At 44.4% G+C, this 24,939-nt stretch carries 28 protein-coding genes and 1 tRNA gene; 7 read left to right on the forward strand and 22 right to left on the reverse strand.

Going from position 1 to position 24,939, the window contains the following annotated elements; genetic code table 11:
- Window positions 1-53: 53 nt before the first annotated feature.
- The 5 genes from ACFOEK_RS01425 to ACFOEK_RS01445 form a co-directional block, all read right to left on the reverse strand.
- Complete coding sequence (locus ACFOEK_RS01425) at window positions 54-1,010, reverse strand: FecR family protein (protein WP_386715064.1); 957 nt, start codon at window positions 1,008-1,010, stop codon at window positions 54-56.
- Between the two features lie 77 nt (window positions 1,011-1,087).
- Entirely contained in the window at window positions 1,088-2,041 is a 954-nt protein-coding gene (cyoE, locus tag ACFOEK_RS01430; protein WP_386715067.1) for a heme o synthase, read from the reverse strand.
- A complete protein-coding gene (locus ACFOEK_RS01435) occupies window positions 2,013-3,143 on the reverse strand; it encodes a COX15/CtaA family protein (protein ID WP_386715070.1) in 1,131 nt (376 codons plus the stop codon). The genes cyoE and ACFOEK_RS01435 overlap by 29 nt, the downstream gene beginning before the upstream one ends.
- A gap of 25 nt (window positions 3,144-3,168) precedes the next feature.
- The gene (locus ACFOEK_RS01440) at window positions 3,169-3,720 is read right to left on the reverse strand and encodes a hypothetical protein (protein ID WP_386715073.1); all 552 of its coding nucleotides are present in this window, start codon (window positions 3,718-3,720) and stop codon (window positions 3,169-3,171) included.
- The gene (locus ACFOEK_RS01445) at window positions 3,713-4,615 is read right to left on the reverse strand and encodes an SURF1 family protein (RefSeq protein ID WP_386715076.1); all 903 of its coding nucleotides are present in this window, start codon (window positions 4,613-4,615) and stop codon (window positions 3,713-3,715) included. The genes ACFOEK_RS01440 and ACFOEK_RS01445 overlap by 8 nt, the downstream gene beginning before the upstream one ends.
- Between ACFOEK_RS01445 and ACFOEK_RS01450 the strand changes: the two genes are divergently transcribed.
- A complete protein-coding gene (locus ACFOEK_RS01450) occupies window positions 4,614-4,811 on the forward strand; it encodes a DUF2909 domain-containing protein (RefSeq protein ID WP_386715079.1) in 198 nt (65 codons plus the stop codon). The two genes, ACFOEK_RS01445 and ACFOEK_RS01450, sit on opposite strands and share 2 nt — an antisense overlap.
- 51 nt (window positions 4,812-4,862) lie before the next feature.
- Here the strand turns inward: ACFOEK_RS01450 and ACFOEK_RS01455 are convergent, their stop codons facing one another.
- Genes ACFOEK_RS01455 through coxB form a run of 4 tightly spaced genes read right to left on the reverse strand, consistent with a single transcriptional unit; the run spans window position 4,863 to window position 9,308 of the window.
- Window positions 4,863-5,768 (reverse strand): cytochrome c oxidase subunit 3, encoded by a 906-nt coding sequence (locus tag ACFOEK_RS01455; protein WP_386715082.1) that lies wholly within the window; start codon window positions 5,766-5,768, stop codon window positions 4,863-4,865.
- On the reverse strand, window positions 5,752-6,540 hold the full coding sequence (locus tag ACFOEK_RS01460; protein WP_386715085.1) for a cytochrome c oxidase assembly protein: 789 nt from the start codon (window positions 6,538-6,540) through the stop codon (window positions 5,752-5,754). Before ACFOEK_RS01460 ends, ACFOEK_RS01455 begins: the two co-directional genes overlap by 17 nt.
- A gap of 2 nt (window positions 6,541-6,542) precedes the next feature.
- The gene (gene ctaD / locus ACFOEK_RS01465) at window positions 6,543-8,147 is read right to left on the reverse strand and encodes a cytochrome c oxidase subunit I (RefSeq protein ID WP_386715088.1); all 1,605 of its coding nucleotides are present in this window, start codon (window positions 8,145-8,147) and stop codon (window positions 6,543-6,545) included.
- 21 nt (window positions 8,148-8,168) lie between these two features.
- Entirely contained in the window at window positions 8,169-9,308 is a 1,140-nt protein-coding gene (coxB, locus tag ACFOEK_RS01470; protein ID WP_386715091.1) for a cytochrome c oxidase subunit II, read from the reverse strand.
- Window positions 9,309-9,550: 242 nt separating this feature from the next.
- On the opposite strand from coxB, the gene ACFOEK_RS01475 reads away from it, so the two are divergent.
- Entirely contained in the window at window positions 9,551-10,084 is a 534-nt protein-coding gene (locus ACFOEK_RS01475; RefSeq protein ID WP_386715094.1) for a tetratricopeptide repeat protein, read from the forward strand.
- A gap of 139 nt (window positions 10,085-10,223) precedes the next feature.
- Window positions 10,224-12,680, forward strand: a complete 2,457-nt coding sequence (locus tag ACFOEK_RS01480) for a PAS domain S-box protein (RefSeq protein WP_386715097.1) — start codon at window positions 10,224-10,226, stop codon at window positions 12,678-12,680.
- A 32-nt stretch (window positions 12,681-12,712) separates the two neighbouring features.
- Here ACFOEK_RS01480 and ACFOEK_RS01485 read toward each other — a convergent pair whose 3' ends face one another.
- The 5 genes from ACFOEK_RS01485 to ACFOEK_RS01505 all read right to left on the reverse strand — a co-directional run bounded on the left by ACFOEK_RS01485 (window position 12,713) and on the right by ACFOEK_RS01505 (window position 15,109).
- On the reverse strand, window positions 12,713-12,979 hold the full coding sequence (locus ACFOEK_RS01485) for a hypothetical protein (RefSeq protein WP_386715100.1): 267 nt from the start codon (window positions 12,977-12,979) through the stop codon (window positions 12,713-12,715).
- A 291-nt stretch (window positions 12,980-13,270) separates the two neighbouring features.
- Window positions 13,271-13,347 (reverse strand) — tRNA-Met (locus ACFOEK_RS01490).
- A gap of 65 nt (window positions 13,348-13,412) precedes the next feature.
- Window positions 13,413-14,003, reverse strand: a complete 591-nt coding sequence (locus ACFOEK_RS01495) for an alpha-ketoglutarate-dependent dioxygenase AlkB family protein (protein ID WP_386715103.1) — start codon at window positions 14,001-14,003, stop codon at window positions 13,413-13,415.
- Between the two features lie 31 nt (window positions 14,004-14,034).
- Window positions 14,035-14,757 carry an LrgB family protein gene (locus ACFOEK_RS01500; RefSeq protein WP_386715106.1) on the reverse strand — a complete coding sequence of 241 codons (723 nt, stop codon included), beginning with the start codon at window positions 14,755-14,757 and terminating at the stop codon, window positions 14,035-14,037.
- A complete protein-coding gene (locus tag ACFOEK_RS01505; RefSeq protein WP_386715109.1) occupies window positions 14,750-15,109 on the reverse strand; it encodes a CidA/LrgA family protein in 360 nt (119 codons plus the stop codon). The genes ACFOEK_RS01500 and ACFOEK_RS01505 overlap by 8 nt, the downstream gene beginning before the upstream one ends.
- A gap of 154 nt (window positions 15,110-15,263) precedes the next feature.
- On the opposite strand from ACFOEK_RS01505, the gene ACFOEK_RS01510 reads away from it, so the two are divergent.
- A complete protein-coding gene (locus ACFOEK_RS01510; protein ID WP_386715111.1) occupies window positions 15,264-15,470 on the forward strand; it encodes a hypothetical protein in 207 nt (68 codons plus the stop codon).
- 115 nt (window positions 15,471-15,585) lie between these two features.
- On the forward strand, window positions 15,586-15,741 hold the full coding sequence (locus ACFOEK_RS01515; protein WP_386715114.1) for a hypothetical protein: 156 nt from the start codon (window positions 15,586-15,588) through the stop codon (window positions 15,739-15,741).
- A gap of 83 nt (window positions 15,742-15,824) precedes the next feature.
- Here the strand turns inward: ACFOEK_RS01515 and ACFOEK_RS01520 are convergent, their stop codons facing one another.
- From ACFOEK_RS01520 to ACFOEK_RS01545, 6 genes are all read right to left on the reverse strand, one after another.
- On the reverse strand, window positions 15,825-16,022 hold the full coding sequence (locus tag ACFOEK_RS01520) for a Trm112 family protein (RefSeq protein WP_386715117.1): 198 nt from the start codon (window positions 16,020-16,022) through the stop codon (window positions 15,825-15,827).
- A 40-nt stretch (window positions 16,023-16,062) separates the two neighbouring features.
- Window positions 16,063-16,422 (reverse strand): membrane protein insertion efficiency factor YidD, encoded by a 360-nt coding sequence (yidD, locus tag ACFOEK_RS01525; protein WP_386715120.1) that lies wholly within the window; start codon window positions 16,420-16,422, stop codon window positions 16,063-16,065.
- A 29-nt stretch (window positions 16,423-16,451) separates the two neighbouring features.
- Complete coding sequence (cysS, locus tag ACFOEK_RS01530) at window positions 16,452-17,855, reverse strand: cysteine--tRNA ligase (RefSeq protein ID WP_386715123.1); 1,404 nt, start codon at window positions 17,853-17,855, stop codon at window positions 16,452-16,454.
- Between the two features lie 63 nt (window positions 17,856-17,918).
- On the reverse strand, window positions 17,919-18,767 hold the full coding sequence (locus ACFOEK_RS01535) for a 6-pyruvoyl trahydropterin synthase family protein (RefSeq protein WP_386715126.1): 849 nt from the start codon (window positions 18,765-18,767) through the stop codon (window positions 17,919-17,921).
- A gap of 191 nt (window positions 18,768-18,958) precedes the next feature.
- Window positions 18,959-19,543 carry a superoxide dismutase [Fe] gene (gene sodB, locus ACFOEK_RS01540; protein ID WP_386715129.1) on the reverse strand — a complete coding sequence of 195 codons (585 nt, stop codon included), beginning with the start codon at window positions 19,541-19,543 and terminating at the stop codon, window positions 18,959-18,961.
- A gap of 135 nt (window positions 19,544-19,678) precedes the next feature.
- A complete protein-coding gene (locus ACFOEK_RS01545; protein WP_386715132.1) occupies window positions 19,679-20,734 on the reverse strand; it encodes a saccharopine dehydrogenase NADP-binding domain-containing protein in 1,056 nt (351 codons plus the stop codon).
- Window positions 20,735-20,894: 160 nt separating this feature from the next.
- On the opposite strand from ACFOEK_RS01545, the gene ACFOEK_RS01550 reads away from it, so the two are divergent.
- Entirely contained in the window at window positions 20,895-21,755 is an 861-nt protein-coding gene (locus tag ACFOEK_RS01550; protein ID WP_386715135.1) for a hypothetical protein, read from the forward strand.
- 74 nt (window positions 21,756-21,829) lie between these two features.
- On the opposite strand, the gene ACFOEK_RS01555 is transcribed toward ACFOEK_RS01550, so the two are convergent.
- On the reverse strand, window positions 21,830-22,399 hold the full coding sequence (locus tag ACFOEK_RS01555; protein ID WP_386715138.1) for a hypothetical protein: 570 nt from the start codon (window positions 22,397-22,399) through the stop codon (window positions 21,830-21,832).
- Window positions 22,400-22,538: 139 nt separating this feature from the next.
- Here ACFOEK_RS01555 and ACFOEK_RS01560 point away from each other — a divergent pair, with 139 nt between their 5' ends.
- Window positions 22,539-23,474: a hypothetical protein gene (locus ACFOEK_RS01560; protein ID WP_386715141.1), complete on the forward strand. Its 936-nt coding sequence runs from the start codon at window positions 22,539-22,541 to the stop codon at window positions 23,472-23,474.
- On the opposite strand, the gene ACFOEK_RS01565 is transcribed toward ACFOEK_RS01560, so the two are convergent.
- Window positions 23,471-24,847: a hypothetical protein gene (locus ACFOEK_RS01565; protein ID WP_386715143.1), complete on the reverse strand. Its 1,377-nt coding sequence runs from the start codon at window positions 24,845-24,847 to the stop codon at window positions 23,471-23,473. The genes ACFOEK_RS01560 and ACFOEK_RS01565 overlap by 4 nt on opposite strands.
- Between the last annotated feature and the right edge of the window lie 92 nt (window positions 24,848-24,939).

Genomic DNA, 24,939 nt, shown 5'->3' on the forward strand with positions numbered 1-24,939 from the left:
AGTGTATGTGTTTCCTTCCTCACTGTTGATTCGCTAAAAAGGAGGGAATTAACTTATTGCTGCTGGTTTAATTTTTGTCGTGTAATTTCAGCTTGCTGCTCCAATTCCTTGAACAAATCATTGTAATGATCCGGCATTGGGTAGGAGGTTAATTCGTCACCTGAAATTGATACCGCAGTACCTGCTTTCATATCGAAAGAGTTAAGGTATTCCACAAACTCACGTTTCATGTCTTCGATGCCTTGGTGCATCTTCTCTTTTTCTTTCTGGAATTCTTCCATCATTTGTTGGCTGTAATCATTAAAGCTTTCGGTGGAAACGGCTTTGTAGTGTTTAAAGGAGCCTTCGATGGGATTAATCTCAACATTCCCCTCGTTCAAGTACACGTCCACTTGATTGTCTTCGTCTTTAACCAGGAATTGCGTGCCTTTTACACCAATAACTGCAGTCTTGGTGGCCACTTGCAGGCCTTTCGATTTACCGCGTTTGCGAATATCAAATAACACCGTACCTTCTTCCAAACTCAAGGATTGAAGGCCTTTAAGATGAAGCGACGTTTGTTCTTGCAGGACAATGGTTGAACCATCAATAAGTTGAACGACGGCTTGCGAATTGCGTTTGGTTCTTAAAATATCCTGAGCTTTCAGGATGTCTCCGGAAGACGCGCTTTCGCCACGCACTTCTCCTTGCTTGTGTAAGACTGCCTTGCCGGTTAACTCACGAATGGAACCGACCATTAGATTTTCTGCAACAACCAAATGCGGCATAGGCGCAGCAGTCTCTGATGAGGCTTTTTCCAGGCTTTGTTGAGACGTGCCTTGATTCGTTTCCTGGGGGTTGTTGATGAGCTCAGTCGCAGGTGCCGGAGCTGACTCAGACATTTCCATAAAGGCTTTATCAGCGTTACTGATGTCGGAGGAATTGGGTGTGGACGAAGACGCACTGGCTGGTAGAGACAGGCCAATTAAGGCAGAGCAAAGTACAGACAGTCCAAGCAAGGATTTATACATAGGAGTCATCCTGACGTTAACTTACGGGCATTATGAGTTATTAAAGTCTAGCTGACACCTTGGCGGGGGTCAGCTTATTAAACCCAAAAAAATACCATACGATCAGCCAAAATCGCTAGAAAAAGACCCAATAAATATACGATAGAGTATCTAAACAGCTGTTGTGCCGTGCTCATCGACTTGTTGCTATAGAGACGCCAGGCCAGTGATAGAAAGCGCAAATTTAAATAACTTATCGCCACCAGATACAACCACGAGGAAAATTGACTGAGCCAGGGTAACGCCGTCACCAGTACTAACAATACCGAATAAAGCAGAATATGCAGACGAGTGAATTCTTGTCCATGAGTGACGGGGAGCATAGGTACTTCTGCCTTTTGGTAATCCTTCACTCGATACAGCGCCAATGCCCAGAAGTGGGGTGGCGTCCAAGTAAAGATGATTAACACCAACAGCAAGGCGTGTGCCGTAATCTCAGGGGACACTGCGGTCCAACCCAGCAGCGGTGGGAGGGCTCCAGCTATGCCACCAATGGTAATGTTTTGTGGCGTGATGGGCTTTAATACCAAGGTGTAGAGAATGGCATAACCTATCGTCGCACAAAGTGTCAGAATCAGGCAGACCAAATTAACGTAAGCTAAGCATGTACATCCGACAATCAGCAACAATGCGGCAAAGATCATGGCTTGTTGTCGAGAAATCTTTCCTTTAGCAATAGGTCGATGCTGAGTTCGTTGCATCTTTTGATCACGCCATTGATCGACCACATGATTGACCACCGCCGATGAAGATGCACACAAGGTAATACCTATGGATGCGAGAAGCATGTGGCTTAGCTGAAGCAAACTCGGTAACCCGGTCAACGCCAGTAACATGCCGACCCAGGCGGTAATCAACATCACGAAGACCACTTTCGGTTTACATAATTCGAGATATTGTGACGCTAATTCAGAGTTAATAAAAACCTGGGTTAGTGGTGTTTTTTGTTTCGATACCTGAGGATCAGGAGTTATGTGTGATGATGTTGCCATCTTGAATCTCCTTAGTCATACCTACAGTGTGGGTTTCTGGGATGCCCGTTAATTCAGTTCGTTCAACTAATGGCACTGTTTGAGAATGAGCGACCAGCAAATTGGCAGTTATGAGGCTTCCGAATAATAGAGCCGCAACCAGGTTGTGCAGTAACGCCAGAGTTAACGGTAAGAGTAAAACCGCCGTTAGGATGCCTAAGACAATTTGCAAGACCAGTAATGTTGAAGTCACTAGCGCTATTTGTTTTCGGTAAGGGTGCTGACTGCGTAAGAATTGGATCAGAAACACACCTACGATGATCAAAGTGATGACAGCACCCAGCCGATGAAGTACTTGGATGGAGACTCGTGTTTGCGCATCAGTTCGGCCATGAAGAAATGAGAGATTATCGTAAGAGGGAATGCTCAGTGCTTTTTGAATCGATACTTGTTCGAACCACTGGTTTTGGCACGTTGGGAAATCAGGGCAGGCGAGACCTGCGTAATTACTGCTTGTCCAAGCACCTAGGGTGATTTGAAGGAAAACCACCAACAGGGCGCTGACGGCCAGTCGTTTGAGTGTTTGATGAGACGGAGAACCATGGTTTCGTTCTTTGGTGATCTGATTTCTGTCGGTGATTTCTGGTTGCTGTAGTAAAAAGCGGAGTACGATTAAGAGCCCAAAGGTGATTAAGCCGCCTAACAAGTGCAGTGTGACTATGGGTGGCCAAAGTTTTAAAGTGACTGTCCACATACCGAAAGCCGCTTGCACAATGACCACCATCGATAACACAGTCGCAATGACAGTTGCTTGGCTAAGTGTTGAACTCTTCTTGTTTGTTCGGTAGAGCCTCAAGGTGATCGCAAAAATTAATAGCCCTAATGTACCTGCGGCGTATCTATGCACCATCTCCATCCAGGCTTGGTGTCGAACTACAGGCGTGTTCGGGTACAACTCTTCGGCAAGTTCAATGTGCTCGGGTTGATTGGGTGGGGTTAGAAAACCATAACAACCAGGCCAATCGGGACATCCTAAGCCAGCATCCAGTAAACGGGTTAAGGCGCCAAGTCCAATTACTACAAAGACGAGAGCTAGCGCTAAGTTAGTCAGTTGTTTGGTCATAGTCTTTCCCTACTTCATTTGTCGATCAGCCCAGCTTGTTGTATTTGAGTAAACGTTTCAGATCTTGATAAATACCCCGTTGATTAACGTCTTGGTGGTACACCATGATCAGTTGATTGTTGGGATTAACGATCCCTTGATAGTTGGAGTTGTCCAGACCTTGTATGGGTAATTGGTTAAGACAAAGGTGTGCTTGTGACACTCTGTGCGCTTCTCGCCCCAGAGCGCTAATAATTTGCTGGTGCTTAATGTTCAACAAGTCAGTTTGCTTGGAATGACTTGCTTCTTGCTGAGCGCTGCATTGCGCTGAAAGCTCAATGTGGACCAGTTGCCAGCCAGCTTTGTCCGTAGTGTTGGTTGTTGACTGTTCAGGCTCGTTCGTTGCCGTGTGCATGAAGTTAGAAGAAGACACTGGCAACGGTGGAGAGAGCAGTTGACCATGATGTATGGTATCTAGTTTCAAATCTTCAGGCGGCCAGAAGTAAAGCACAAAGGCCGCCACCATAGGCACCAAGCCACACGTTAGTAGCGTGACTAAGGTTAGCCAGGAAGACCAAGAGGTAGATTTTTCATTCATGACCGTCATCTCCTTCGAACGGACGAACTATTGAGATGGAACTCACCAGTAAAATGATCACCGCAATAACTGCCATGGTGAACCATTGAATGGCGTATCCAAGATGTCGTTTCGGTGCAACTTCCAAGTGATCGGCTTGCTGTTGCCAGTGTTCCGTTGTGAAGACATTGTCGCCTGCCAATGCCCGAAAAAAGGTTTGAGGAAGATTCAGAAGGCTCTGCGTTTGAACGTTTAATGCCTGGATTCGATAGGCCATTGTTCTCTGATGAGTTGTACTTTGATGGACAGAATTTTGTTGGGCAGAATTTTGTTGGGCAGAATTTTGTTGGACATGGTTTTGAAGAGATCTGGTTTGTATAGGATTCGCAGGCTGCGATGCCTGGTGCATAACTTCTATGTTTTGGCTGGGTGTTCGTTGTGACCAAGAAGCCGGTTGAATCATTAAGCGTTGTACAGACAAGGTATTGATGGACACGTCGGGTAGTTGGCTTCTGAATCTATCCGCAGCAACCCAACCTAAATTAACCAGCACTTGGGATGGGAGATTAGATTCACCCTTGATTGGACTAAATGGAACGATGATTTCATAACCGACACGACCGTTATAGGTGATGTTATCCAGATAGAGTCGAGTCGCTAGAAAATAGCCTGAAACCTTCTGTGTTTGCTGTGTTTGAGTTTTTTCCAGAGTAGCGGCTTTTTGATGCATGCGATCCAGCTGCCACAGGCCTAAGCTGGTGGTTAGGATAATGATTAAAGACATGATGAACCAGAAGACGGGAACGATTCGAATAATCCATTCGCGGCCAAACGCTTTACACTCAAGGATACGTTCGGTAGTTTGAATGGTTTCTACCGAGTTCCCTTGTTGCGGTTTTGTAGGTTTGGAATCCATGATCTTTAAATTCATTATTGTTGTTATGCTCCTTGCCGTGGTGATCAGTCTTTTCTGGTCTTTCTGGCATTTAGTGCGCCACCCGCAACCGGGTACCAAAGTCCTCAAAGGATTGGCTCTTCGAGTACTTTTGAGCGCCATTACCTTACTGCTTATCTTCCTCTATTTGGGCTATCAAACAGGCCATCACTGGTAACTGGTGATGACCTTGTTTTCCTATCTCTTTGCTCTTTTCATTCGCGGTTCATTACAAAACGTAGACGAAGGTAAATAACAGCAACCAAACCACATCTACAAAGTGCCAATACCAGGCCGATGCTTCAAAACCAAAGTGTTTGTCTTTGGTGAAGTGCCCGTTCAGAATTCGTATTAAAACTACCGCTAACATGATGGTGCCTATGGTAACGTGGGCGCCGTGAAAACCTGTGAGCATAAAGAAGGTCGAGCCATAAATACCCGAAGACAGTGTCAACTGAAGGTCATTGTACGCATGTTGATACTCATAGATCTGGAAGCCTAAGAAAATTACCCCCAGAGCGACAGTGACTGCTAACCAGCTTGCACATAGCTTGCGTTTATCCTCTTTTAAGGCATGGTGAGCTAAGGTGAGGGTGAAACTCGAAGACACCAAAATAACGGTGTTCAAGAAAGGAATTTGCCAGGCCGGAATGGTATCGCTGGGCCCTGGAAATAATTCGGGATCAGGGTTGGTCAGTAGTGGCCAATGGGCGCTAAAGCCTTCCCACAACATGTTGCTGACACCTTTGTCGCCTTCGCCACCTAACCAAGGCACGGAGAGCACGCGCGCATAGAAGAGGGCCCCGAAGAAAGCCGCGAAGAACATCACTTCTGAAAAAATAAACCACGCCATGCCCATGCGGAATGATTGATCCAGTTGTGCGGAATACAGACCTTGTCTGCTTTCTTGAATGACGTTGGAGAACCAACCGTAGAGCATATAGATGGTAAGCCCCAAACCAATCAGCATGATCCAACTTGGGACAGGTGTCATCTTACCTACTTGAGAACTGTGGAGAATCGAGGCAAGCCCATACATAAGACAGAAGACAGCAATGGTGGCGATGATCGGCCATTTGCTTTGATGCGGAACATAATAATTAGGCGGTTTCGCCGGGTTATGTGTTTGGCTCATGATGTTTGCCTCCCGTTATCTGGTCCATTATTTCGGCACTAGGGAATGTACGGTTCAGTTGCGTGCTGGTTGCTGTGTTGTTAATTGTGTTGTTGGTTGTATGCGTTGTTGTGCTGTCTGTTGTATCAGACGCTTGCTGCTGTTTGTCTTCGTCTTCCAGTGGGTACAAAGAGTATGAGAAGGTCACTTTGTGAATATGCTCTGGTAGCTCACTGGAAATGGAAAAGGTCAGCCCCATTTCGCGCTCTTGGCCTGCCTCCAAGGATTGTTGTTGGAAGCAGAAACACTCCATCTTGGTTACATAACTGGATGCTTCAGCCGGTGAGATACTGGGAATGGCTTGCAGTTTAAGGTTATTTTCGGTGGCGTTTCGAGCCACATATGCGGTGGTAACAGACTTATCCACAGGAGCACTTAGCTGCGCAGACCGTGGATAGAAATCTCCAGAGAAACCAGTTTGAGGGTTGGCGATAAACTGCACTGTTACTTTGCGGGCTGTAGATTCTTCCTGAGAGGCTAAAGGATCTTCCGTTGTTTCGATGGCTTGAGGATAAGTGGCTTCTGTTTGACTCAATGGCTGACGCTCAAAGCCTTTGCCGTTGATCCCTGTGATGTCACAAAAGACATCGTACAAAGGCACCAACGCAAAGCCAAAGCCAAACATCAGAACCGTTGCTAAAACAAGTTTTAGTGGCAGGTTCTGTATTTTGGATTCGTTAGAGCCTTTATTGTTGGTCGAATCCGATGCTGGATGATTGTTATCTTGATTCATGACTAATCAACCTTCGGCGGATTTTCAAAGGTGTGCAAAGGGGCTGGAGAGGGAACCGTCCATTCCAGGCCTTCTGCGCCTTCCCACGGTTTTTGTGGTGCCGGTTCGCCTTTTCCGCGAACACATCGAATGACTATGTAGAGGAACAGTAATTGCGTCGTACCAAATAAGAAGGCGCCGAGGCTGGTGATCATATTGAAATCGGCAAATTGCAATGCGTAGTCTGGAATACGTCGTGGCATGCCGGCCAAGCCTAAGAAGTGCATTGGGAAGAAGGTCAAATTCAACCCAATAAACGACAGCCAGAAATGCACTTGTGCCAAGCCTTCGTGGTACATATAGCCAGACCATTTCGGAATCCAGTAATAGGTGGCAGCGATGATGCCAAAGATGGCCCCAGGTACCAGTACATAGTGGAAGTGTGCAACTACGAAGTAGGTGTCATGGTATTGGAAGTCGGCAGGTGCGATGGCCAGCATTAACCCGGATAACCCCCCGATAGTGAACAACACCACAAAGGCTACTGAGAACAACATCGGAGCTTCAAAGGTCATGGAACCCCGGAACATAGTGGATACCCAGTTAAACACTTTGACGCCAGTCGGTACGGCAATCAGCATGGTGGAATACATGAAGAAGAGTTCCGCCGCTACAGGTAGACCCACGGTGAACATATGGTGTGCCCACACGACAAAAGACAGGATGGCAATTGAGGCCGTCGCATACACCATCGAGTGATACCCAAAGAGTTTCTTACGGGCAAAAGCCGGGATGATCTGCGACACCACTCCGAACGCTGGAAGGATCATGATATATACCTCCGGGTGCCCGAAGAACCAGAAAATATGCTGGAACATCACCGGGTCACCGCCGCCCGCCGCGTTAAAGAAACTGGTGCCAAAGTGGATGTCCATCAGCATCATGGTCACACAGCCTGCCAGTACTGGCATAACAGCAATCAGCAAGAACGCGGTGATCAACCAAGTCCATACGAACATTGGCATCTTCATCAGGGTCATACCCGGCGCGCGCATGTTAAGAATTGTGGTGATGATATTGATGGCCCCCATGATCGACGACAGCCCCATTAAATGGACGCCGAAGATGAAAAAGGTGGTGCTCGGCGGCGCATAGGTTGTTGAAAGTGGCGCATAGAACGTCCACCCAAAGTTCGGGCCGCCGCCTTCCATGAATAGGCTTGATAGCAACATGCCGAAGGCAAAAGGTAAGATCCAGAAACTCCAGTTATTCATCCGTGGCAGAGCCATGTCTGGAGCTCCGATCATCAACGGCACCATCCAGTTGGCTAATCCAACAAAGGCGGGCATGACCACTCCAAACACCATAATCAAGCCGTGCATGGTGGTCATCTGGTTAAAGAATTCCGGTTGGATAAACTGCAAGCCGGGTTGAAACAGTTCGGCACGGATCACAAAAGCCATTCCGCCGCCAATAAATAGGAGCGCGAAGCTGAACACCAGATACATGGTGCCAATGTCTTTGTGATTGGTGGTGAACAGCCAGCGGCTCAAGCCTTTCGGGTGATGGTCATGAGCATCATGATCTGGCTGATCGAGGTTGTCAGTATCGCTTATTGTATTATTCATAGCGGTTCCTCCCTGAAGGCGTTAGCGCAATTCTGCAACGTCGGACGGTTGAACAGTGTCGCCAGAATTCTGGCCCCAGGCATTCCTTTCGTAAGTCACGACGGAAGCGATGTCTGAATCGGACAGTTGTGCAGCGTACGCGGCCATGGCGGTTCCGGTTTGCCCATGGAGAACGATTCGAATGTGTTCTGCAATGTCGCCTTTAATAATCGGGCTGCCTTTAAGCGCTGGGAACACCGGAGGTAGACCTTCACCAGTGGCTTGGTGACAGGCTAAACAGTTTTTCTCATAGACTTCCTGACCTTTGGTCATGAGCTCATTTAGATCCCAGATCAGTTCAGCTTCGGCGGCGGCTTTGGCCAGTTCTAGCCGACGTTGTTCTTTCTTTTCGCTGATCCAGTCTTGATACTCTTGTTGTTCAACGGCTTTCACCACGATAGGCATGAAACCATGATCTTTACCGCACAGCTCGGCACATTGCCCTCGGTAGATGCCAGGTTCTTTGATGTAAGTCCAGGTTTCATTAATGAAGCCGGGAATGGCGTCTTTCTTGACGGCGAGTTCAGGTACCCACCAGGCATGAATCACATCATTGGAGGTCAGCAGAAAACGAATTTTCTTTTCAACCGGCACAACCAAAGGCGCATCCACTTCGAGTAGATAGTTTTCGCCTTTCGCCGCCATGTTGTCGATTTGGTCTCGGGGCGTTGATAGTGTGGAGAAAAAATCGATGTCTTCTCCCAAGTACTGATAACGCCATTTCCACTGATAACCGGTGACCTGAATATCGATATCGGAATCTTCGGTGTTATACATGGCGAACACACCTTGTGTGGCGGGAATGGCCATGATGATAAGAATCAGTAACGGGATGGCTGTCCAGACTATTTCAACCAGAGTGCTCTCGTGAAAATTTGCTGGTTTGTATCCTTTGGATTTTCGGTGATGAATAATCGACCAGAACATGACACCGAACACAATGATGGCAATAACCACACAGATGTAGAAAATAATCATGTGCAGGTCATAAACGGTTTCACTGACCGGTGTTATGCCTTTCGGCATGTTAACTTCCCAGGCGGCTTGTACCGATGGTGAAAGTACAAGGATGCCTAAACAATAGGCAAAGTAATCTCGTAGTCGGGCAAACGCTGACAGCATAGGTATCTCCCTGATCCCAGATAATCAGCTCTTCCTTGAATTCGGCGGCTGCCTGTCCTGCATGCCCATTCAGCCTAAAGTCCCTTTATATTTTTTTGTGCTTATTTTTTAAACAGTATAGACAGGGGTTAAATATTGACAAATATCAATGTTTTTCTTTATGAGAAAGCGATTGGATGATGCTATCTTTATGAAAATAAAGAAGTTACTCTAGTTTTTATGCTGAATAAGAATGGTAGAGGATGTCATTAATGGTACGGCTGATTTATATACAATACGTGGCTGAACGTAATCAGCGTTGGCAACATTGGGTGCAGTTAAGTTCTGTGTTGATCTTGTTTATTGTCGGTAGTCTTGGGCTCTCAACTCCTGTATTCGCAGGGACGGTGTATTATGAGAAAGCACCTTTGACGACCTCGTCCTCATCCAGCGTGAAGCAGTATCAAGTCATCAAAGGGCCGGCAGGAGAGTCAGATTATCTGGAAGCCGAACAATATCGTTTGAAACGGGATTTCAAACGGGCTGAAACTTACTATGTGCGAGCCGCTGAAAAAGGCTATGGTAAAGCCCATTTCCGGTTAGGTCAGATGTATGCCACTGGTCGCGGTAGCGTCAGGAGTTTGGTTGAGGCTCATATGCATTACAATTTGTCTTCTTATCTTGGCATCAATGATGGCCGCTCAGCTATGTTGATTCTGGAAGAACAAATGACAGAAGATCAGATAGAACAGGCGATGCGGCGAGCGGTGCGTTATCGTAAACAACACAACTTATAATGTTGGATTTAACACTCTGGTAGTGTATTTACTGCTAACCTTTAAATGATCTTGCTACAGAATGATTTCTTTTTATGACATGCAGTAATGCTTCTGAAATATGTCGATATCTCTTGCAACAACAGACTTTGGGGGAAGCATGTCTTCTGTTGTAATTCTTTTACTAGCTGTGTTATGTGCTGCCTTACTGCTTCTTTGGACTTTCTATTCTCGTATTCAACGACTTAATCGAAAAGTTGAAATGCTTAAGGAATCCGAACAGAACTTTAAACGCTCTGAAGAAAAATACGCTTCCACCTTTCATGCTAGCCCCGATGCTGTGCTCATAGTACGTTTTGAGGATATGAGGATTCTGGATGTTAACGAAGGATTCGAACGCACCATAGGATACAGTCATCAAGACGCTGTCGGTCAAACCTCTGTAACGCTCGATCTGTGGGATGATCTCTCTCAACGAGACACCATGCTAAAGCAGCTGGTGGATGTGGGCGAAGTTAAAAACATCGAAATGACGATCAAAACTAAGGCTGGGGAAAAGGTCGAATGCGAGGTGGCTTCCAGTCTAATCCAACTGGACGGAGAGATGGCGATTCTCACCATTCTTCGGGACATTGAAGCGCGTAAAAAAGCGGAGAAAGAGTTAAAACATGTGAGTGCGCTATTAGAAGCGGCGATGTCTAATTCACCGGTTGGGATTTTAGTGGTTGATGGTGAGCAAGCACAAATACAAATCATCAATGAAGCGGCACGAAGGATTCGCCGTTTGTCCAAAGATCAATGTATTGGTGGTGATGATGATCACTGCTTGGTCATGGACGAGAAAGATAAGCCCTTATTTGGTGATGCACTTCCTATTATGAAGGCCTTGAATAATGGCGAACATGTCATTAACCAGGAAATAAAAATTATTTATCCCGACAAAAGTTTTTGTTGGGTGATTGCCAATACCGCCCCAGTGTTTGATAGCCAAAAGCGGGTGATTGCAGCGGTGGCTGTGTATCTTGATATCACCGACATGAAAACCATGCAGCAAGACTTGAAGAGTCTTAATCGTGAGTTAGAGCAACGGGTGCAAGATCGTACTAAAGCATTAACGGCAACCAACATGCAGTTAAATGAAGCCATTCAGAAAGCCGAAGTTGCGAACCGGGCAAAGAGTGATTTTCTTGCCAATATCAGTCATGAACTTAGAACACCCATGAACGGTGTTATCGGGATGACACAGCTTGCTAAGAGTCGTTGTTCCGATGACGACCTCGCTAAGTATCTCACCAATATTGAGAAGTCAGCGGGCATTCTGATGCATCTGATTAATGATGTGTTGGATTTTTCTCGTATCGACAGCGGCAATATGGAAATTGACTCTAAACCTCTCAACTTATATGAGTTGTTGGAGTTGCTGAACCAGTTTGCTGAAAAAAGAAGCAAAGAGAAAGATCTTGATTTTGTGTGCATCCAGTCTCAACAGCTGCCGGAAATCATTTTTGGTGATGCGTTAAGAATCAAACAGATTCTCATTAACTTACTGGATAACGCCATTAAATTCACATCCTCAGGTAAGGTAATATTGGACGTTAGTTATTCCCAGCGTTCTAAGAGCGATGTGGGGATATTGAAGTTTGACGTGATTGACTCAGGCATGGGGATTCACGAAAGTGATCTTCCACTATTGTTTGATACTTTCGCTCAATTAGACAGCTCGATTACTCGCCAGCATGGTGGTACAGGCTTAGGTTTGGCGTTATGCCAAAAGTTAGCCTCCCTCATGAACGGCGTCATCGAAGTGGAAAGTGTGTTAGGCGAGGGCAGTCGTTTTAGCTTGGTCATCGCTTGTCCATGTCAGCTCAAAGAACTTGAAACGTTACAGCAACAAGCTTTATCAAATGAACAGACTGACGAAGGCCAAGACATTAGGACTGAGTCGAATGATGATCGTGATGTGTTGGTGGATTACCAAGCAATAGCGAATTTTGATTTATCGCTTCTTGCTGAAAAATTGGGACGTAATCAATCCACAATGATTCGATTACTTCGAATGTTTGCTCAGGATTATGCTTCAGTTGTTGAAGAGATAGACTCTTTGCTGGATTCTGTGCCGGTTACGGAAGACGAAGTGACAAAGTACAGTGATAAAATTATTGATCGAGTGCATGCGCTTAAGGGCGTCTCAGGCAATCTTTGCAATAACTATATCCATGTCATTGCCAAAGATGTGGAGCATGCGTTACGAGAGAGTGGGGTGACTGACAGTCACCTAGAACATGTTCGATCACTCTTTTCTTTAGCCCAGAAAGAAGCGTTGGAATTGAAAGGAGTGTTGGCTGAGATCGATAGCAAACCAGCGAAAACAGCCCCTAACCGTGCGGTTGATGAAATGACCAAGCAAGCCTTCTTAACACTCCTGTCTGGCATTGCCGAGAAAATGTCGAATTCATTTATGATCGAAAGTGATGAGCTTAATCAGCTGAAAGAATTTGGTGATCAACTGGGACTCGAAGAATCAATAGAAGAGTTAGAGCTTTTACTGAGTTCATTCGATTACACCAAAGCTGAAAAGCTGATGTTGGGGCTATCAGATCAATTGATGGATTCCTGATAAATTAGTTGTTCGGGTTATCAGTCCATACATTATCTTCGGACATAAAAAACCGAGATAAAAATCTCGGTTTTTGAATCTGGTTGCGGATCCTTCGGATGGAGGGCCACTCTTTTTGTAGAAAATGAACCGACGACTGTCGGGGTATGAGCCAAAACATAGTTTTCATACAGAAAAACCGAGATAAAAATCTCGGTTTTTGAATCTGGTTGCGGATCCTTCGGATGGAGGGCCATTCTTTTTGTAGTAAGTGAACCGACGACCGTCGGGGTATGAGCCAAAACATAGTTTTCAGACATAAAAAAACCGAGATAAAAATCTCGGTTTTTGAAACTGGTTGCGGATCCTTCGGATGGAGGGCCACTCTTTTTGTAGAAAGTGAACCGACGACTGTCGGGTTAAAAGCCCAAACATAGTTTTCAGACATAAAAAAACCGAGATAAAAATCTCGGTTTTTGAATCTGGTTGCGGATCCTTCGGATGGAGGGCCACTCTTTTTGTAGAAAGTGAACCGACAACCGTCGGGTTAAAAGCCCAAACATAGTGTTCAGGCATAAAAAAACCGAGATAAAAATCTCGGTTTTAAAATCTGGTTGCGGGGGCCGGATTTGAACCGACGACCTTCGGGTTATGAGCCCGACGAGCTACCAGGCTGCTCCACCCCGCGTCATTGAGGCGCCCATTATGGCGATTTTTCTTTCGATGTCAATAAAATATTAATCTTTTCTTACATTAATTATAAAACATTCTAAACGTTAGGTTGATTCTGGCGTCATTGTTTTTCTTGCTGCGAGAAACAGCGTGCTGATACAGCGACTGAAAGCCTTCTGGCATAAGCAGTAATGAATTGTGCTCCAGTGGAAGAGATAAGCACTGTTTAGTGTGCTTGGTTTTGCGAAGTGAGAAGTTGCGCGTTTCGCCAAGAGAGAAAGATGCTATGACGGGGTTTTGACCAAGTTCGGGTTCATTATCGCTGTGCCAGCCCATGGCATCTTGGCCGTTTCGGTAGAGATTACATAAGACGCCATTAAAAGGGTATCCGGTCTGGCTGCTGATAAGGTGCTTGAGTTTGGCCAGTGTGTCAGTCCATGGCGTAGCGATAAAGGTTCTTCCTGAGTAGCGATATGCTACATCGAGGTCGCCGTAGAAACATTGCAGCCGTGGCGACGCAATGGTTTTTCCAAAAATCTGGATATGCTCTTGTTGCCAATCAAGAGTTTCGTTTAGCGTTCTATAGAGCGCTTGAGCTTGGGTATTTGATAATAAATTCCGATAGTACTCTATATAAGAGTCATCGAGCTGGATGAGATGTTTAGTCGCCATAGTGAATCAGTACACCACAGTGTTTCGTGTTTTAAAGTCCCCAGAAATTTCTTAGAAAGGCCATGGCATAAGGCAATGCCAGAGCGGTGTATGCACCGGTTAACCCCATAGAAAGTGCTGAAAATGCTCCACATTGCGGACTGATTTCCAATGCTTTTGCTGTGCCTACACCATGAGCGGAAATTCCTATCGCCATGCCTTTAATGCCATCGTCTTGTTCGTTCATCAAGCGGAACAAGGGTTCAGCAATGACAGCCCCAACAACCCCTGTGATCAGGACAAAAGCTGCCGTGAGTGAAGGAATTGCTTGGATGCTTTCGGCAATGCTAAGAGCAATGGGGGTTGTTACCGATTTAGGTGCCAGAGAAAGAAGCACATCGTTGCTTGCATGCAGTAACCATGCGATAGAAACAGCAAAGAAGATGGCCATACTGCCACCGATAATTACCGCAGTGAAGAGTGGCACGGCAAGTTGGCGAATTCTTTGCTTGTTCTTGTAGAGCGGGATTGCTAGGGCAACGGTTGCCGGCCCCAGTAAAAAGTGAATGATTCGGTTGTGATCGAAATAGCGCTCGTATGGTATGTCGAGTAACGAAATGATCGTAATGATCAGCACAATACTGATCATTACGGGCTGTAGCACAGCGGTATGGTTAAACCGCTTATATAGGCTTAAGCAGAGGTAATAACAAAGTACTGTGATCAGTAAACTGACGGTGGGATTCTCTAGCAACCAAGTGTGAATATCAGTCATTGGATTTTTCCTGATCTTCAAACTTAGTGAATTTTCGGGTAAACCACGTGATGAATATCATGCTGAGAGCGGTGCCTACAATCAAGGATGCTGAAATGGCGAGTGCTTGTTCCTGAAGTAGCCCTAGGTATTGAATGACACCAACACCGGCAGGAATAAGTAGCAAAGGTAAATATAACAGTAACGTTTCGCTGGTAGTAATGAGTGCTTGGGGTGCATAGTCTCGCCAGCAAAGGAAAGCGAAAAGTAACAGCATACCTGCCACTGAACCCGGGATAGGGCTGTTGAGCACAAGAACTAAGCCTTCACCTAACAGGTAAAAAACGAAAAGAATTGAAAAGCCTTGTAACATAGAATTACTGTCTTTTTGATGGAACGGAGATTTTTACCATTAAGGTGTTTAGGTCGAACTATTGGTTCGGCAGTTTAACGTTAATTGGTAACAAAAAATAGAAGCACTCATTGGAGTTTTAGAAACAGCAAACTTGGAAAGCAAGGAGCATTTTATGAGTCGTCGAGATTTAAAGCATATTCGAGTGGGAAATGAAGTTTTCCTTAAAACTCAGTTACTTAAAAAGATGTCGGAAGAGATCTATTTGCTCTCGGAGAATATGGTTGGGGTTTATGCTTCCGCCTATGGAAAAGATGAGGTCGCGCGTTTGGAAGAGATGATTCGGCAGCGATCCGAAATTATTACTCAATTAACTAACTAGGATAAAAGTACTTGTCATTTAGCGCAGCCATCTTGTCGCTTTTTTGTAGGACATTGTATATAACTTGTTCTATGATTTGAAAAGAATTGGAAGTAGGACGTCGAGGTAGGTTGTTATGGATTATGAGATAATTGTTGCTTTAGTCGTTATTGTGTTAGCAATGGCAGTAAGTGGCGTAGTACTAAGAAAACAGTGGGCTGATTACTGTGCTCGTGTGTTTATGAAGCGCTCCCATAAATCCGGTCGACGCTCCGGTAAAACTCATGCCTGACGAACCTTATTGAGTTTCTGAAACGGCTAAACAGAATACGCTGAAGATAAAAATGAAAAACGCTGGTCTAAGCCAGCGTTTTTTTATGCGTCTTTGAGTGTTTCGTACTCGTCAAGCATCAGCTGACGAGCTTCGTGTTCGAGCATGACTGGAATGTCATCACGAATTGGGTAAGCCAGCTTGCTTTTCTTACACCATAACTCTTCTGTTTCTTTGTGATAAGTAAGTTGGCCTTGGCTGACCGGGCACACCAGCATCGCAAGAAGTTGTTTATCAATCATATATGATGTCCTTAAATCATGAGTGTTAAGTCTGCAGGGCTTAACGATGGTGACATGAGCACCTTGCTTGGCCTTGAACTTTCACACCTAACGTATTTGTATTGTCACAGTTTGAGCTATCTGAAGTATTACCGTAGCTTTCTGACGATTCACGTTGGTCAGGTTCCGTGCCTGGCACGTAATCAAATCCGCCTGGATTCCACGGATGGCATTTACTTATTCGACGAATTGCCAGCCAACTGCCTTTAATTGGGCCATGAGTTTCAAATGCTGTCATGGCGTATGCTGAGCAGCTGGGATAGAAGCGACAATGACTGCCAATAAACGGGCTGATACAGACTTGATAGAATCTTACCAACCCTTTAGCAATGATCACCAGAGGTTTCTTCAAGTTAGCCATCGTCACTCCTGTTGTTACTTTAAGAAGGGTTAACTTCTCTGCCAACGGGTTCCGTCACGGGTATCTTCTAGTTCGATACCCGCGTCTTTAAGCTCATCACGAATCGCATCTGCGCGCGCAAAGTCCTTGTTTTTCTTAGCATCGATACGCTCTTGAACCAGGGCATCAATGGCATCGTCGGACAAACCATCTTCAGACTGGTTACCACGAGATTTAAACCATTCATCAGCAGAATGGGTTAACAAGCCCATAAGTGCAGCAGACGCTTTAAGTTGATGAGCAATGGCTATTTTCTCATCTTTGGATTCTGCTTTATTGATCTGTTTGGCCAAGTTGTGCAATTCAGCAACGGCTCTTGGGGTATTTAGGTCATCATTCAACGCATCCAGGAAGCTCTGTGAAACTTCTGCTGATGTTGTATTCGTCGGTAGATCAAGCTCTCTTAGCGGCGTGTATAGTTTATCCAGGGCTGTGTATGCCTGCTCAATCAGGTCGGTTGACCAATTCAGTTGCGAACGGTAGTGCGCTGATAACAAAGCAAAACGAACCACTTCTCCAGGAATTTCTGCTAACAATTCACGCAAGGTGATGAAGTTGCCTAGAGATTTAGACATCTTTTCTTGGCTGTTGGAATCTTTATTCTGGATGGTGATATAACCATTATGCATCCAGTACTTCACATAGGTTTCGCCATCATGCGCACAGGTACTTTGAGCAATCTCATTTTCATGATGCGGGAAGGTTAGATCCTGACCGCCGCCATGAATATCAATGGTTGTGCCAAGATGGCGCTCAATCATTGCAGAACATTCGATGTGCCAGCCAGGGCGACCACGGCCCCAAGGGCTGTCCCAACCAGGTAGATCGTCAGTGGATGGTTTCCACAGTACGAAGTCTCCTGCATATTTCTTGTAAGGAGCAACTTCCACACGAGCACCGGCTAGCATGTCTTCCAATGAACGGTTCGAAAGCTCACCGTAGTTTTCATAGGCTTGAACATCGAACAACACATGACCTTCAGCTGCGTAGGCAAATCCTTTTTCCACCAGACGTTTGATCATGTCGATCATTTGATCGATATTTTCAGTCGCGCGAGGTTCCATATCCGGTTGAAGGACGTTCAGTTGGTTGATGTCTTGGCGATATGCGTCCGCGAACTGATCGCTGATGACTCGGATGTCTACATTCTGTTCTTTCGCCGCTTTATTGATTTTGTCATCAACGTCGGTGATGTTACGCGCGTAGGTCACGTTTGGATAATGATGTTTCAATAGACGATAGAGCGTATCGAAGACAACGGCCGGACGAGCATTCCCGATATGAATATAGTTGTACACCGTTGGCCCACAGACATACATCTTGATGTCATTTGGGTCGGTAGGCTGAAAGGCTTCTTTCTTTTGAGTAAGCGTGTTGTATACGGAAATGCTCATAGTGTGTTTTGAATCCTAATGGGCTGTTACTTGGCGGCTATCATAACGAAGAGGGGAGTAAGGTCAATACTCCGAAATCGAGCCTTTTCGGTAACCTTCAAATGCTTTTACTTTAACTCGGGATTGTGGATAACTTCCATGGATTGTTTTAGCAATATGATCGGAAATCCATTCCACCGTTGAATCTGTTTCAATGAGATAAACCTGATCTCTATTGATAGTCAAACTGAATTCACCTTGTGGTGCATGATAGTTGAAGCTGATGCGATCATCAGCGGTTTCACTGTCCTTGGTTATGTCTTCACGCGTACCAATATAAATATCGGTAAAGGTTTCAGCCCATTGCTTTTCTAAGGTTTGGTTTCTTTGATTGTCGATAAATATCTGAATGGGCGATCTATGGCCGTGAGCGATACGTTGGCAATTACCATCATGCTTTTTGAGGCCATGGCTATAGTGATAAAAAGCGCCTTGAATGCTTTCGCAATAAAGGTTCAATTTCACACCCGCTACGTTGTTAGGCAAAATCTTTAATAATTCCTGTTCCATCTCTGCAGCCAGTACCTCAATTGTGACCGCTGGTGCGTCAAGAAAGAGAAAGGCTTCTGCAGGCGCGGTTGTATTTAGATAGCGTTTTTGATGTTGCCATTGAATGTTTATAGCACCTTCATCTTGACGATTCAGTTCTAAGCCCGGTGTGCTGGTTGCTACAATCAGCTTGTGATCCGCAAAATCATCAATAAAGTTTTTAATGGTTTTTTTTACATGACCAAAATCAAACAGCATTCCTTCATCGTTAAGTTCTCCTGCCAGTTCACAGTCCACGAGCCAGCTTTCACCGAGAAGGCCTCGTTCGTTGTGTAAGTAGGAAAAATCTATCACCGTAAGTTGGTCGACAAAGAGGGAAGTCATGCTGTATACACCTAAAATTCTGAGCGGCCTATGATACCTGATTTAGAGGGGGATGCCTAAGCTTACGGCAGGCGTCTGTCAGGATTGTTCTAAAGATATTGGGAGTTTAGGGAAAGGGTTTAGAGCTGAATAATTCAGGCACTAAAAAAGGCGCCGAAGCGCCTTTTCTGGAATCTGTCTGTAAACAGGAATTACTTAGCGAAGTTTTCCGCAGCGAAGTCCCAGTTTACTAGTGCCCAGAAACCTTTTAGGTATTCAGGACGTACATTGCGGTAGTCAATGTAGTATGCGTGTTCCCAAAGGTCTACCGTCATCAACGGTGTAACACCTTCTTCAGTGATTGGTGTACCAGCGTTTGAAGTGTTAACGATGTCTAGAGAACCGTCAGCTTTCTTAACCAACCAAGTCCAGCTTGAACCGAAGTTGTTTACAGCTTTGTCGTTGAACTGAGCTTGGAAATCAGCAAATGAACCGAATGCAGCGTTGATCGCGTCTGCAAGAGCACCTGTTGGCTCACCACCGCCGTTTGGAGAAAGACTGTTCCAGTAGAACGTGTGGTTCCAGATCTGAGCTGCGTTATTGAATACGCCGCCTTCAGAAGTTTTGATGATCTCTTCCAAAGATTTGTTTGCTAGATCCGTACCTTCAACTAGGCCATTTAGCTTTTGCACGTAAGTGTTGTGGTGCTTGCCGTGGTGGAACTCTAGAGTTTCTTGAGAAATGTGTGGTTCCAAAGCATTGATTTCGTAAGGTAATGCAGGCAATTCGAAAGCCATTGGTTAACTCTCCATATCAAGTCAATTTTCTGTGGTGCCATCGCAGGCTGATTCGCCATTGGCACTCTGGTGGTTGCGATATTAGCACTGATTTCATGAGTTCGCTATTCATGAAAAAAGTGTGGTTATTATTTCCTAGCCACTCATATCTCCAAAGCGAATACTACTACAGCCTGGGATTTTCTCGATCAGTTGCCACGTCATTAATTCTGCTGGAGTGTAAACTCCGCCACTGCGTTCATGTTTAAGCAGGTAATTAGCAATGTAGAGGGTGGAGTTGACGGTAAATTGATAAATATCTGGGGTGGAAACACGAGCAACCATTTCACGTTCGTCCGTGGAAATTCCTTTCGCCCAGTAATGACTGATGCCCGTTGGTTTGCCCATGCTGTTGCCAAACAGTTTATCTATCATTCGATGTAGAGGTTTAGCAATTAACAACCCTGGAATCCAATTTAGTAAACGAATAATGGGGGTAAACTGTTTGGTGATGGCAAAGTAACTCTTAACGTTAGGGCAGTTTGTACTTCGGTTGACGGCTGCAAGATCTCCGGTGGGAACTTGGCTAACATGTTTCATACGGCTGCCAAATAAGACTCGTTTAGAGTTAAAGGAATATTGCGTTGCTGTCGGTGTGTGATTTTGAAGCTCTATGTTGCCTTTTGATAATCTGTTCAAGGTGGCTTTGATGCTGCCTGCGGAAAAGCGGTGACTGATGTCATAGGCGATGTCTAGTTGGGAGAGATCTTTTAAATTATGTTTGATGCTACCGGCAAGGCAGTCGCCAGGAATACACTCCGCACCTAAACCAGCACAGATTACTGAGTTACCTGATGTGGCGATATTGGAGAGGCTATATAAGGTGGTTAGTGTGTGGTATTGCCCGCCCACATCTAAATAATGGCATTGGGCTTGAATTGCGGCTCGAGCTATCGGTTCAGGGTTGGTGATTAAGGAGCCTGCACAGTTGATGAAGACTTCCGCGTCTTCCAGGTGTCTAGCAATGGTCGTTGGATTAATGAGGTCAAAGCAGGCAAAGGGTAGGTTTGTTTTGTTTGCGAATTGCGTTAATTTTTTAGTATTTCTGCCTGCCAATAATGGGTAAATGCCCTGTTTTAAAAGTTCTTGGGTAATGGCTTTACCTATTTGTCCGTATGCTCCATAGACTATGATTCCGACCTTCTTTGACATTTAAGCTTCCTTACTAAGTGAATTGTCTTCGATATTCGACTTGAAGTCGCAACTATGACAGGCTTTACATGGTAATTCGAGCAGCATCTAGTGGTTAAGCTAGGTATAATGCCACGCAGAATAAAATTAATGGGATAGTTTGAGTTTTTATAGGTAGTTCATGGCACACGATGATTTGTTAGATTTAAAAGCTGAGCGAGACGATTGGCAACCAATCAAGAGAAATACTCGAAAAAATGACAATGATTCTGACAATGACCGCTCTGGGTCCGGCAGCGTTTTTTCTATCATTGTTTCTTTGGTGTTGGCTGTTTTATTAGCTGGAATGGGGTATTGGGTGGCTGATCAGTTTGACAAAGTTTACGATCAGTTCGAGCGAACGAATCAACAGTTGAATTTGTTGTCACAGCGCGTCCAAGTGTTGGAAGGAAAACTCGATACTTCTAACGATTCTATGTTGTCTTCCGAAGCGGCAGTCAAAGCAACATTAAAAGAGCATGGTTCAGAAATTCGTAAACTCTGGGGTGTAAGCTACGATCGAAATAGAAAGGCCATTAATGCTCAATCCAACGACATTGCTCAGTTAAAGAAAACAACCAAGACTCTTAAATCAGAGGTTGATGGTGCTCAGTCTAAATTAACCCAAGTGACTAAAGACGTTTCTGTATTGAGCAAATTAAAAGTAGGTGAGTCTTTGGCGACTTTAGAAACCAAGTTGTTGGGTGTATCCAAAGAAGTGGATGCATTTTCAACACAGTTGAAGCCGCTATTACCTAAACTTGAGCAATATGATGAAAGTATTGTTCGTAATACTAAGCAATTGAAAGAGCTTAATGATGAGTTGATTCGTTCTATTACTGATATTCAGATTCAATTAAACGATGACAGCCTGGATAAAGAAGTGAATAAACTATCTAAGCTAATTGATTCGATAGATAAGAATCGAAGTCGTGTTAATGCGGAATTGGTGAAATTGTCTTCAAAAGTGAATGAGCTGCAAAAAAAGGCGAGTCAGAAATAAGAAGCTTGTTTAATGAATTAAAAAGGCCTGACGATAACATCGCCAGGCTTTTTTGTGGTTTGAACGTTAGCTGATTAGCTTTTGCTGTTCATACCATCAAACTTCTTAACAAGGCTTTCTGGGTATTTCTTCTTGTTACCTTTGTTAAGAACGAAAACAACCGTTTCGCCTTCTGGGCCGTAGCCAATTTTTGCATGTCGGTATGCCGCTTCACCTGTTTTACGAACACCTTTCATGTCTTCTAGAGTGCTGAATACATAGATACGACCGTGTAAACGCATTTCTGCATAGAAGTCGTCAGCCGCTTGTAGTTTGCCGTCTAGTAACTCAACGCTAGGAATACCTTCACGCTTTTTCTTGTCGTGTTTTGTTAGACCGAAAACAAGCGTTTCACCTTTCGGGCCAGCACCAATGCGCGTGTACATGTATGCTGTGTGGCCATGCTTCAAGAAATCTTCATATAATGCGTGGTCATAGAAAACATAAATACGGTTGTCTTTATGCACTTCATATAGCTCAGCATTACGCAGATCTTGTTGCTGTTGAGCTGCTTGTGCAGAAGTTGCGGTGGTTTCTTGAGTTGTTTGGCATGCGGCAGTCAGTGCAACTGCTGCAGATAATAGGGCAACTTTAAATAATTTCATTGTAGTCTCCTTTTTAGATTGGCTATAGGCTAAAGAGGCTGTGTTTCAGATTTATTACAGGGGCTCTGTTTGTTGAAACAAAGCGGATGTTTATTAGTAAGACGGCTTTGTTGATGGACTAAAAGATGGTGAATTAACTATGTGGGAAAAATTATCAGATGCATTATCTAAGAATCAGAGTGTATCTATGCAGACTGAATGGATTCAGGAAATAGTTAAATGTTCCTTAAATGGCGCGATGTCGAGGCGGGTATTTATGGCGGGTGCCTCTAGTAAAGACGCTTCGTCTGCCTTTTGGGTTGGTTATCAGATGGCTATCCAGAAGTTATTTTCTCCATTATTAAATAATGAAATTGCTGCGTTTGTGGTGAATGAAAATAAAAGTTCAAAACCAGCTGATTGGGTAACCATATTAGAGTGGAAAAATGAGCAGTGGCACTTGTCTGGTAGGAAGGACTTTGTAACCGCATCAGATCAAATCGATGCCTTATTAGTGGCGGCTAATCTTGGTAATGCTGAAAAGAATAACTTAGGTGCTTGTCGGGTGTGTAAGTTACCAATATACGCAGAAAATGTTGTGCTTGATGATTTTAAGCTTCCAATATTGAGTGGTTTAAAAAAGTCGAGAGCAAGTTTCAGTTGTGTCGAGGTCTTAAATGAAAATGTATCAAAAGACGATGGCTATATCGAATATGTAAAGCCCTTCCGGCTTATAGAAGATTTTTATGTTTCTATTTCCTTATTGGGATTTCTTACGCGTCTAATATTGAAGTCTGAGATTAAGGGCGCGGCTACTTCTGAGTTTCTTGGGGAGGTTTCATTATGTTATGAGGCTATGCTCTCCTGTGAGAAACGTGTAAATTTGAGTTTGACGGAGAACTCGGTTACACCTGATTTTACTGTTGAATTATTTATTAAAAAGGTGGGACAGCTAATTGTAAGTGTTTTAAAGGAGGATGGTCTACTCGGTTCTTGTCAAGCTCTTAAGAGTGATTTGATGATTTTGAAAATAGGGAAGAAAGCTCGAGATATACGATATCAGCGAGCCTTTGAAAGCGTTCTTTCTATTACTTAAAAGTTAGAGTTTCTTAGGTTAGATCTATGAGTTGATAATGCATTTTGTGTTTGTCTTGAATCAATGGTTGCGGTTACATTTATATTCGTAGCGGTAAGGGTACCGGCGGACGCTGTACCTGTTGAATTACCTCTATTTTTACTTTGACTTAGAAGTTCAAGAGCTTCTTTGACTCTCTTATTTAAGTCTCTTTTATTCAATGCTTCTTTCAACTCTTCTGAGTCTTGGTCATCAGGACCTTTGTCGAGATCTTCGATTTCGCCTGCATCTGGTACAACTACAGCGGTTTTTAACGTAGTTGTACTTACTCCGCCAGCCGCTGTTGAGTCTAGTGCCCCTTCAACAACCAAATCTGACATTTCATCACTGGCCATCATGGATAAGTTTAACGATGCAACTTGGCCTTCCAGAGCTTGAAGATCAGTAGATGATGTATTCTTGGCATTAATAGCTTCCATGATGTCGGAGCTGTAGTAGGTATCCATTCTTTTTTGAGGAGGAATGTAGTTCCCATAATATTCGTCATTAAATGTTGAAGTATCTTTAACCGTGGTCTCTGGTGCAGTGGCTTCTATTGATTGTTCTGATGTGCGTTCGGTGTTGGACTGAAGCGTTGCAATATCGTTGGGGGACGAAGGCTCTGAAACCGAGTTTGACGGTTTCAATGTGTCAGAAAGCAGCTCTTTCGACTCTGGCTTAGTACTTTCGTCATTAATATTTGCAATATTTTCAGATTCGATAGGATCTGAAATGTTTGTGGTTAATGTTTCTTGAGATGCTGAAGGCTTGGAGAGGGCTGGTGTCTCAGAAGAAGTGGTTAGTTGTGCTTTATTGCTTTCTTCTATTACAGCAGGAGCTACAACAAGGGGGGGTTCAGAATCATCGCTCTTATTAGATGGCTCTGAAGAAGCGGTAGCAACTTTGTCGGGCTTCTCAGTTGTTACCTCCGAAGAACTAACAAACTTCTCTTGTTTGATTTGCGAGCTTGATTCGTTACTTGGCTCTTGGGTTTGAACTGTAATGATGTTTTCCTGCTGAGAGACTGGAACTTCTTTCTGAGCGACTGCTTCGTCACTTACTTGGTTAGATATCGTCCCTTCAGAGGCTGTGTCACCTATAACAAGAGTGCTTGTTTCGTCGTTGTCAGAAGTGTCTGTGTCTTTGCCAGGCTTTTTAACAATAACAATGGTTAATTCTTCATCATCCAATTCTATGCCGGCTTGTTTGACCGCTTCAGCAATCAATTTATTAAGCTCGTCCTGCTTTTCCTTGGATAGTTTTGTGGTATCAGCTGCTATTGCACTTGAAAGTGTTGTAACACCTAGAGATGCTGTCAAAGCAAGTCGTAAAAATCTGCTGAGTGTTGAAGGCATGATTTAGCCCCGTCAGGTCGTTAGTTTTATTATTGTTAATTTAAGTCATATGGTATTGAAATCTGTACAAAACTCAATCAAGGATAGCATTT

Origin of the sequence: Litoribrevibacter euphylliae (genome assembly GCF_042646085.1) — a bacterium.
In the GTDB taxonomy this organism is placed as follows: Bacteria; Pseudomonadota; Gammaproteobacteria; order Pseudomonadales; family Litoribrevibacteraceae; genus Litoribrevibacter; species Litoribrevibacter euphylliae.

Excerpts from the sequence above, each read along its gene's own strand:
- ACFOEK_RS01515 (WP_386715114.1), top strand. The coding sequence starts at position 15,586 with ATGGATTATGAGATAATTGTTGCTTTAGTCGTTATTGTGTTAGCAATG.
- ACFOEK_RS01460 (WP_386715085.1), bottom strand. The coding sequence starts at position 6,540 with ATGAATCAAGATAACAATCATCCAGCATCGGATTCGACCAACAATAAA.
- ACFOEK_RS01545 (WP_386715132.1), bottom strand. The coding sequence starts at position 20,734 with ATGTCAAAGAAGGTCGGAATCATAGTCTATGGAGCATACGGACAAATA.
- ACFOEK_RS01455 (WP_386715082.1), bottom strand. The coding sequence starts at position 5,768 with ATGAGCCAAACACATAACCCGGCGAAACCGCCTAATTATTATGTTCCG.
- cysS (WP_386715123.1), bottom strand. The coding sequence starts at position 17,855 with ATGAGCATTTCCGTATACAACACGCTTACTCAAAAGAAAGAAGCCTTT.
- ACFOEK_RS01550 (WP_386715135.1), top strand. The coding sequence starts at position 20,895 with ATGGCACACGATGATTTGTTAGATTTAAAAGCTGAGCGAGACGATTGG.
- ACFOEK_RS01450 (WP_386715079.1), top strand. The coding sequence starts at position 4,614 with ATGATCTTTAAATTCATTATTGTTGTTATGCTCCTTGCCGTGGTGATC.
- ACFOEK_RS01425 (WP_386715064.1), bottom strand. The coding sequence starts at position 1,010 with ATGTATAAATCCTTGCTTGGACTGTCTGTACTTTGCTCTGCCTTAATT.
- ACFOEK_RS01440 (WP_386715073.1), bottom strand. The coding sequence starts at position 3,720 with ATGAATGAAAAATCTACCTCTTGGTCTTCCTGGCTAACCTTAGTCACG.
- ACFOEK_RS01500 (WP_386715106.1), bottom strand. The coding sequence starts at position 14,757 with ATGACTGATATTCACACTTGGTTGCTAGAGAATCCCACCGTCAGTTTA.
- ACFOEK_RS01560 (WP_386715141.1), top strand. The coding sequence starts at position 22,539 with ATGTGGGAAAAATTATCAGATGCATTATCTAAGAATCAGAGTGTATCT.
- ACFOEK_RS01435 (WP_386715070.1), bottom strand. The coding sequence starts at position 3,143 with ATGACCAAACAACTGACTAACTTAGCGCTAGCTCTCGTCTTTGTAGTA.
- coxB (WP_386715091.1), bottom strand. The coding sequence starts at position 9,308 with ATGCTGTCAGCGTTTGCCCGACTACGAGATTACTTTGCCTATTGTTTA.
- ACFOEK_RS01445 (WP_386715076.1), bottom strand. The coding sequence starts at position 4,615 with ATGGATTCCAAACCTACAAAACCGCAACAAGGGAACTCGGTAGAAACC.
- yidD (WP_386715120.1), bottom strand. The coding sequence starts at position 16,422 with ATGGCTAACTTGAAGAAACCTCTGGTGATCATTGCTAAAGGGTTGGTA.
- ACFOEK_RS01495 (WP_386715103.1), bottom strand. The coding sequence starts at position 14,003 with ATGGCGACTAAACATCTCATCCAGCTCGATGACTCTTATATAGAGTAC.
- ACFOEK_RS01565 (WP_386715143.1), bottom strand. The coding sequence starts at position 24,847 with ATGCCTTCAACACTCAGCAGATTTTTACGACTTGCTTTGACAGCATCT.
- cyoE (WP_386715067.1), bottom strand. The coding sequence starts at position 2,041 with ATGGCAACATCATCACACATAACTCCTGATCCTCAGGTATCGAAACAA.
- sodB (WP_386715129.1), bottom strand. The coding sequence starts at position 19,543 with ATGGCTTTCGAATTGCCTGCATTACCTTACGAAATCAATGCTTTGGAA.
- ACFOEK_RS01510 (WP_386715111.1), top strand. The coding sequence starts at position 15,264 with ATGAGTCGTCGAGATTTAAAGCATATTCGAGTGGGAAATGAAGTTTTC.
- ACFOEK_RS01485 (WP_386715100.1), bottom strand. The coding sequence starts at position 12,979 with ATGTCTGAAAACTATGTTTTGGCTCATACCCCGACGGTCGTCGGTTCA.
- ACFOEK_RS01535 (WP_386715126.1), bottom strand. The coding sequence starts at position 18,767 with ATGACTTCCCTCTTTGTCGACCAACTTACGGTGATAGATTTTTCCTAC.
- ACFOEK_RS01475 (WP_386715094.1), top strand. The coding sequence starts at position 9,551 with ATGTCATTAATGGTACGGCTGATTTATATACAATACGTGGCTGAACGT.
- ACFOEK_RS01555 (WP_386715138.1), bottom strand. The coding sequence starts at position 22,399 with ATGAAATTATTTAAAGTTGCCCTATTATCTGCAGCAGTTGCACTGACT.
- ctaD (WP_386715088.1), bottom strand. The coding sequence starts at position 8,147 with ATGAATAATACAATAAGCGATACTGACAACCTCGATCAGCCAGATCAT.
- ACFOEK_RS01520 (WP_386715117.1), bottom strand. The coding sequence starts at position 16,022 with ATGATTGATAAACAACTTCTTGCGATGCTGGTGTGCCCGGTCAGCCAA.
- ACFOEK_RS01505 (WP_386715109.1), bottom strand. The coding sequence starts at position 15,109 with ATGTTACAAGGCTTTTCAATTCTTTTCGTTTTTTACCTGTTAGGTGAA.
- ACFOEK_RS01480 (WP_386715097.1), top strand. The coding sequence starts at position 10,224 with ATGTCTTCTGTTGTAATTCTTTTACTAGCTGTGTTATGTGCTGCCTTA.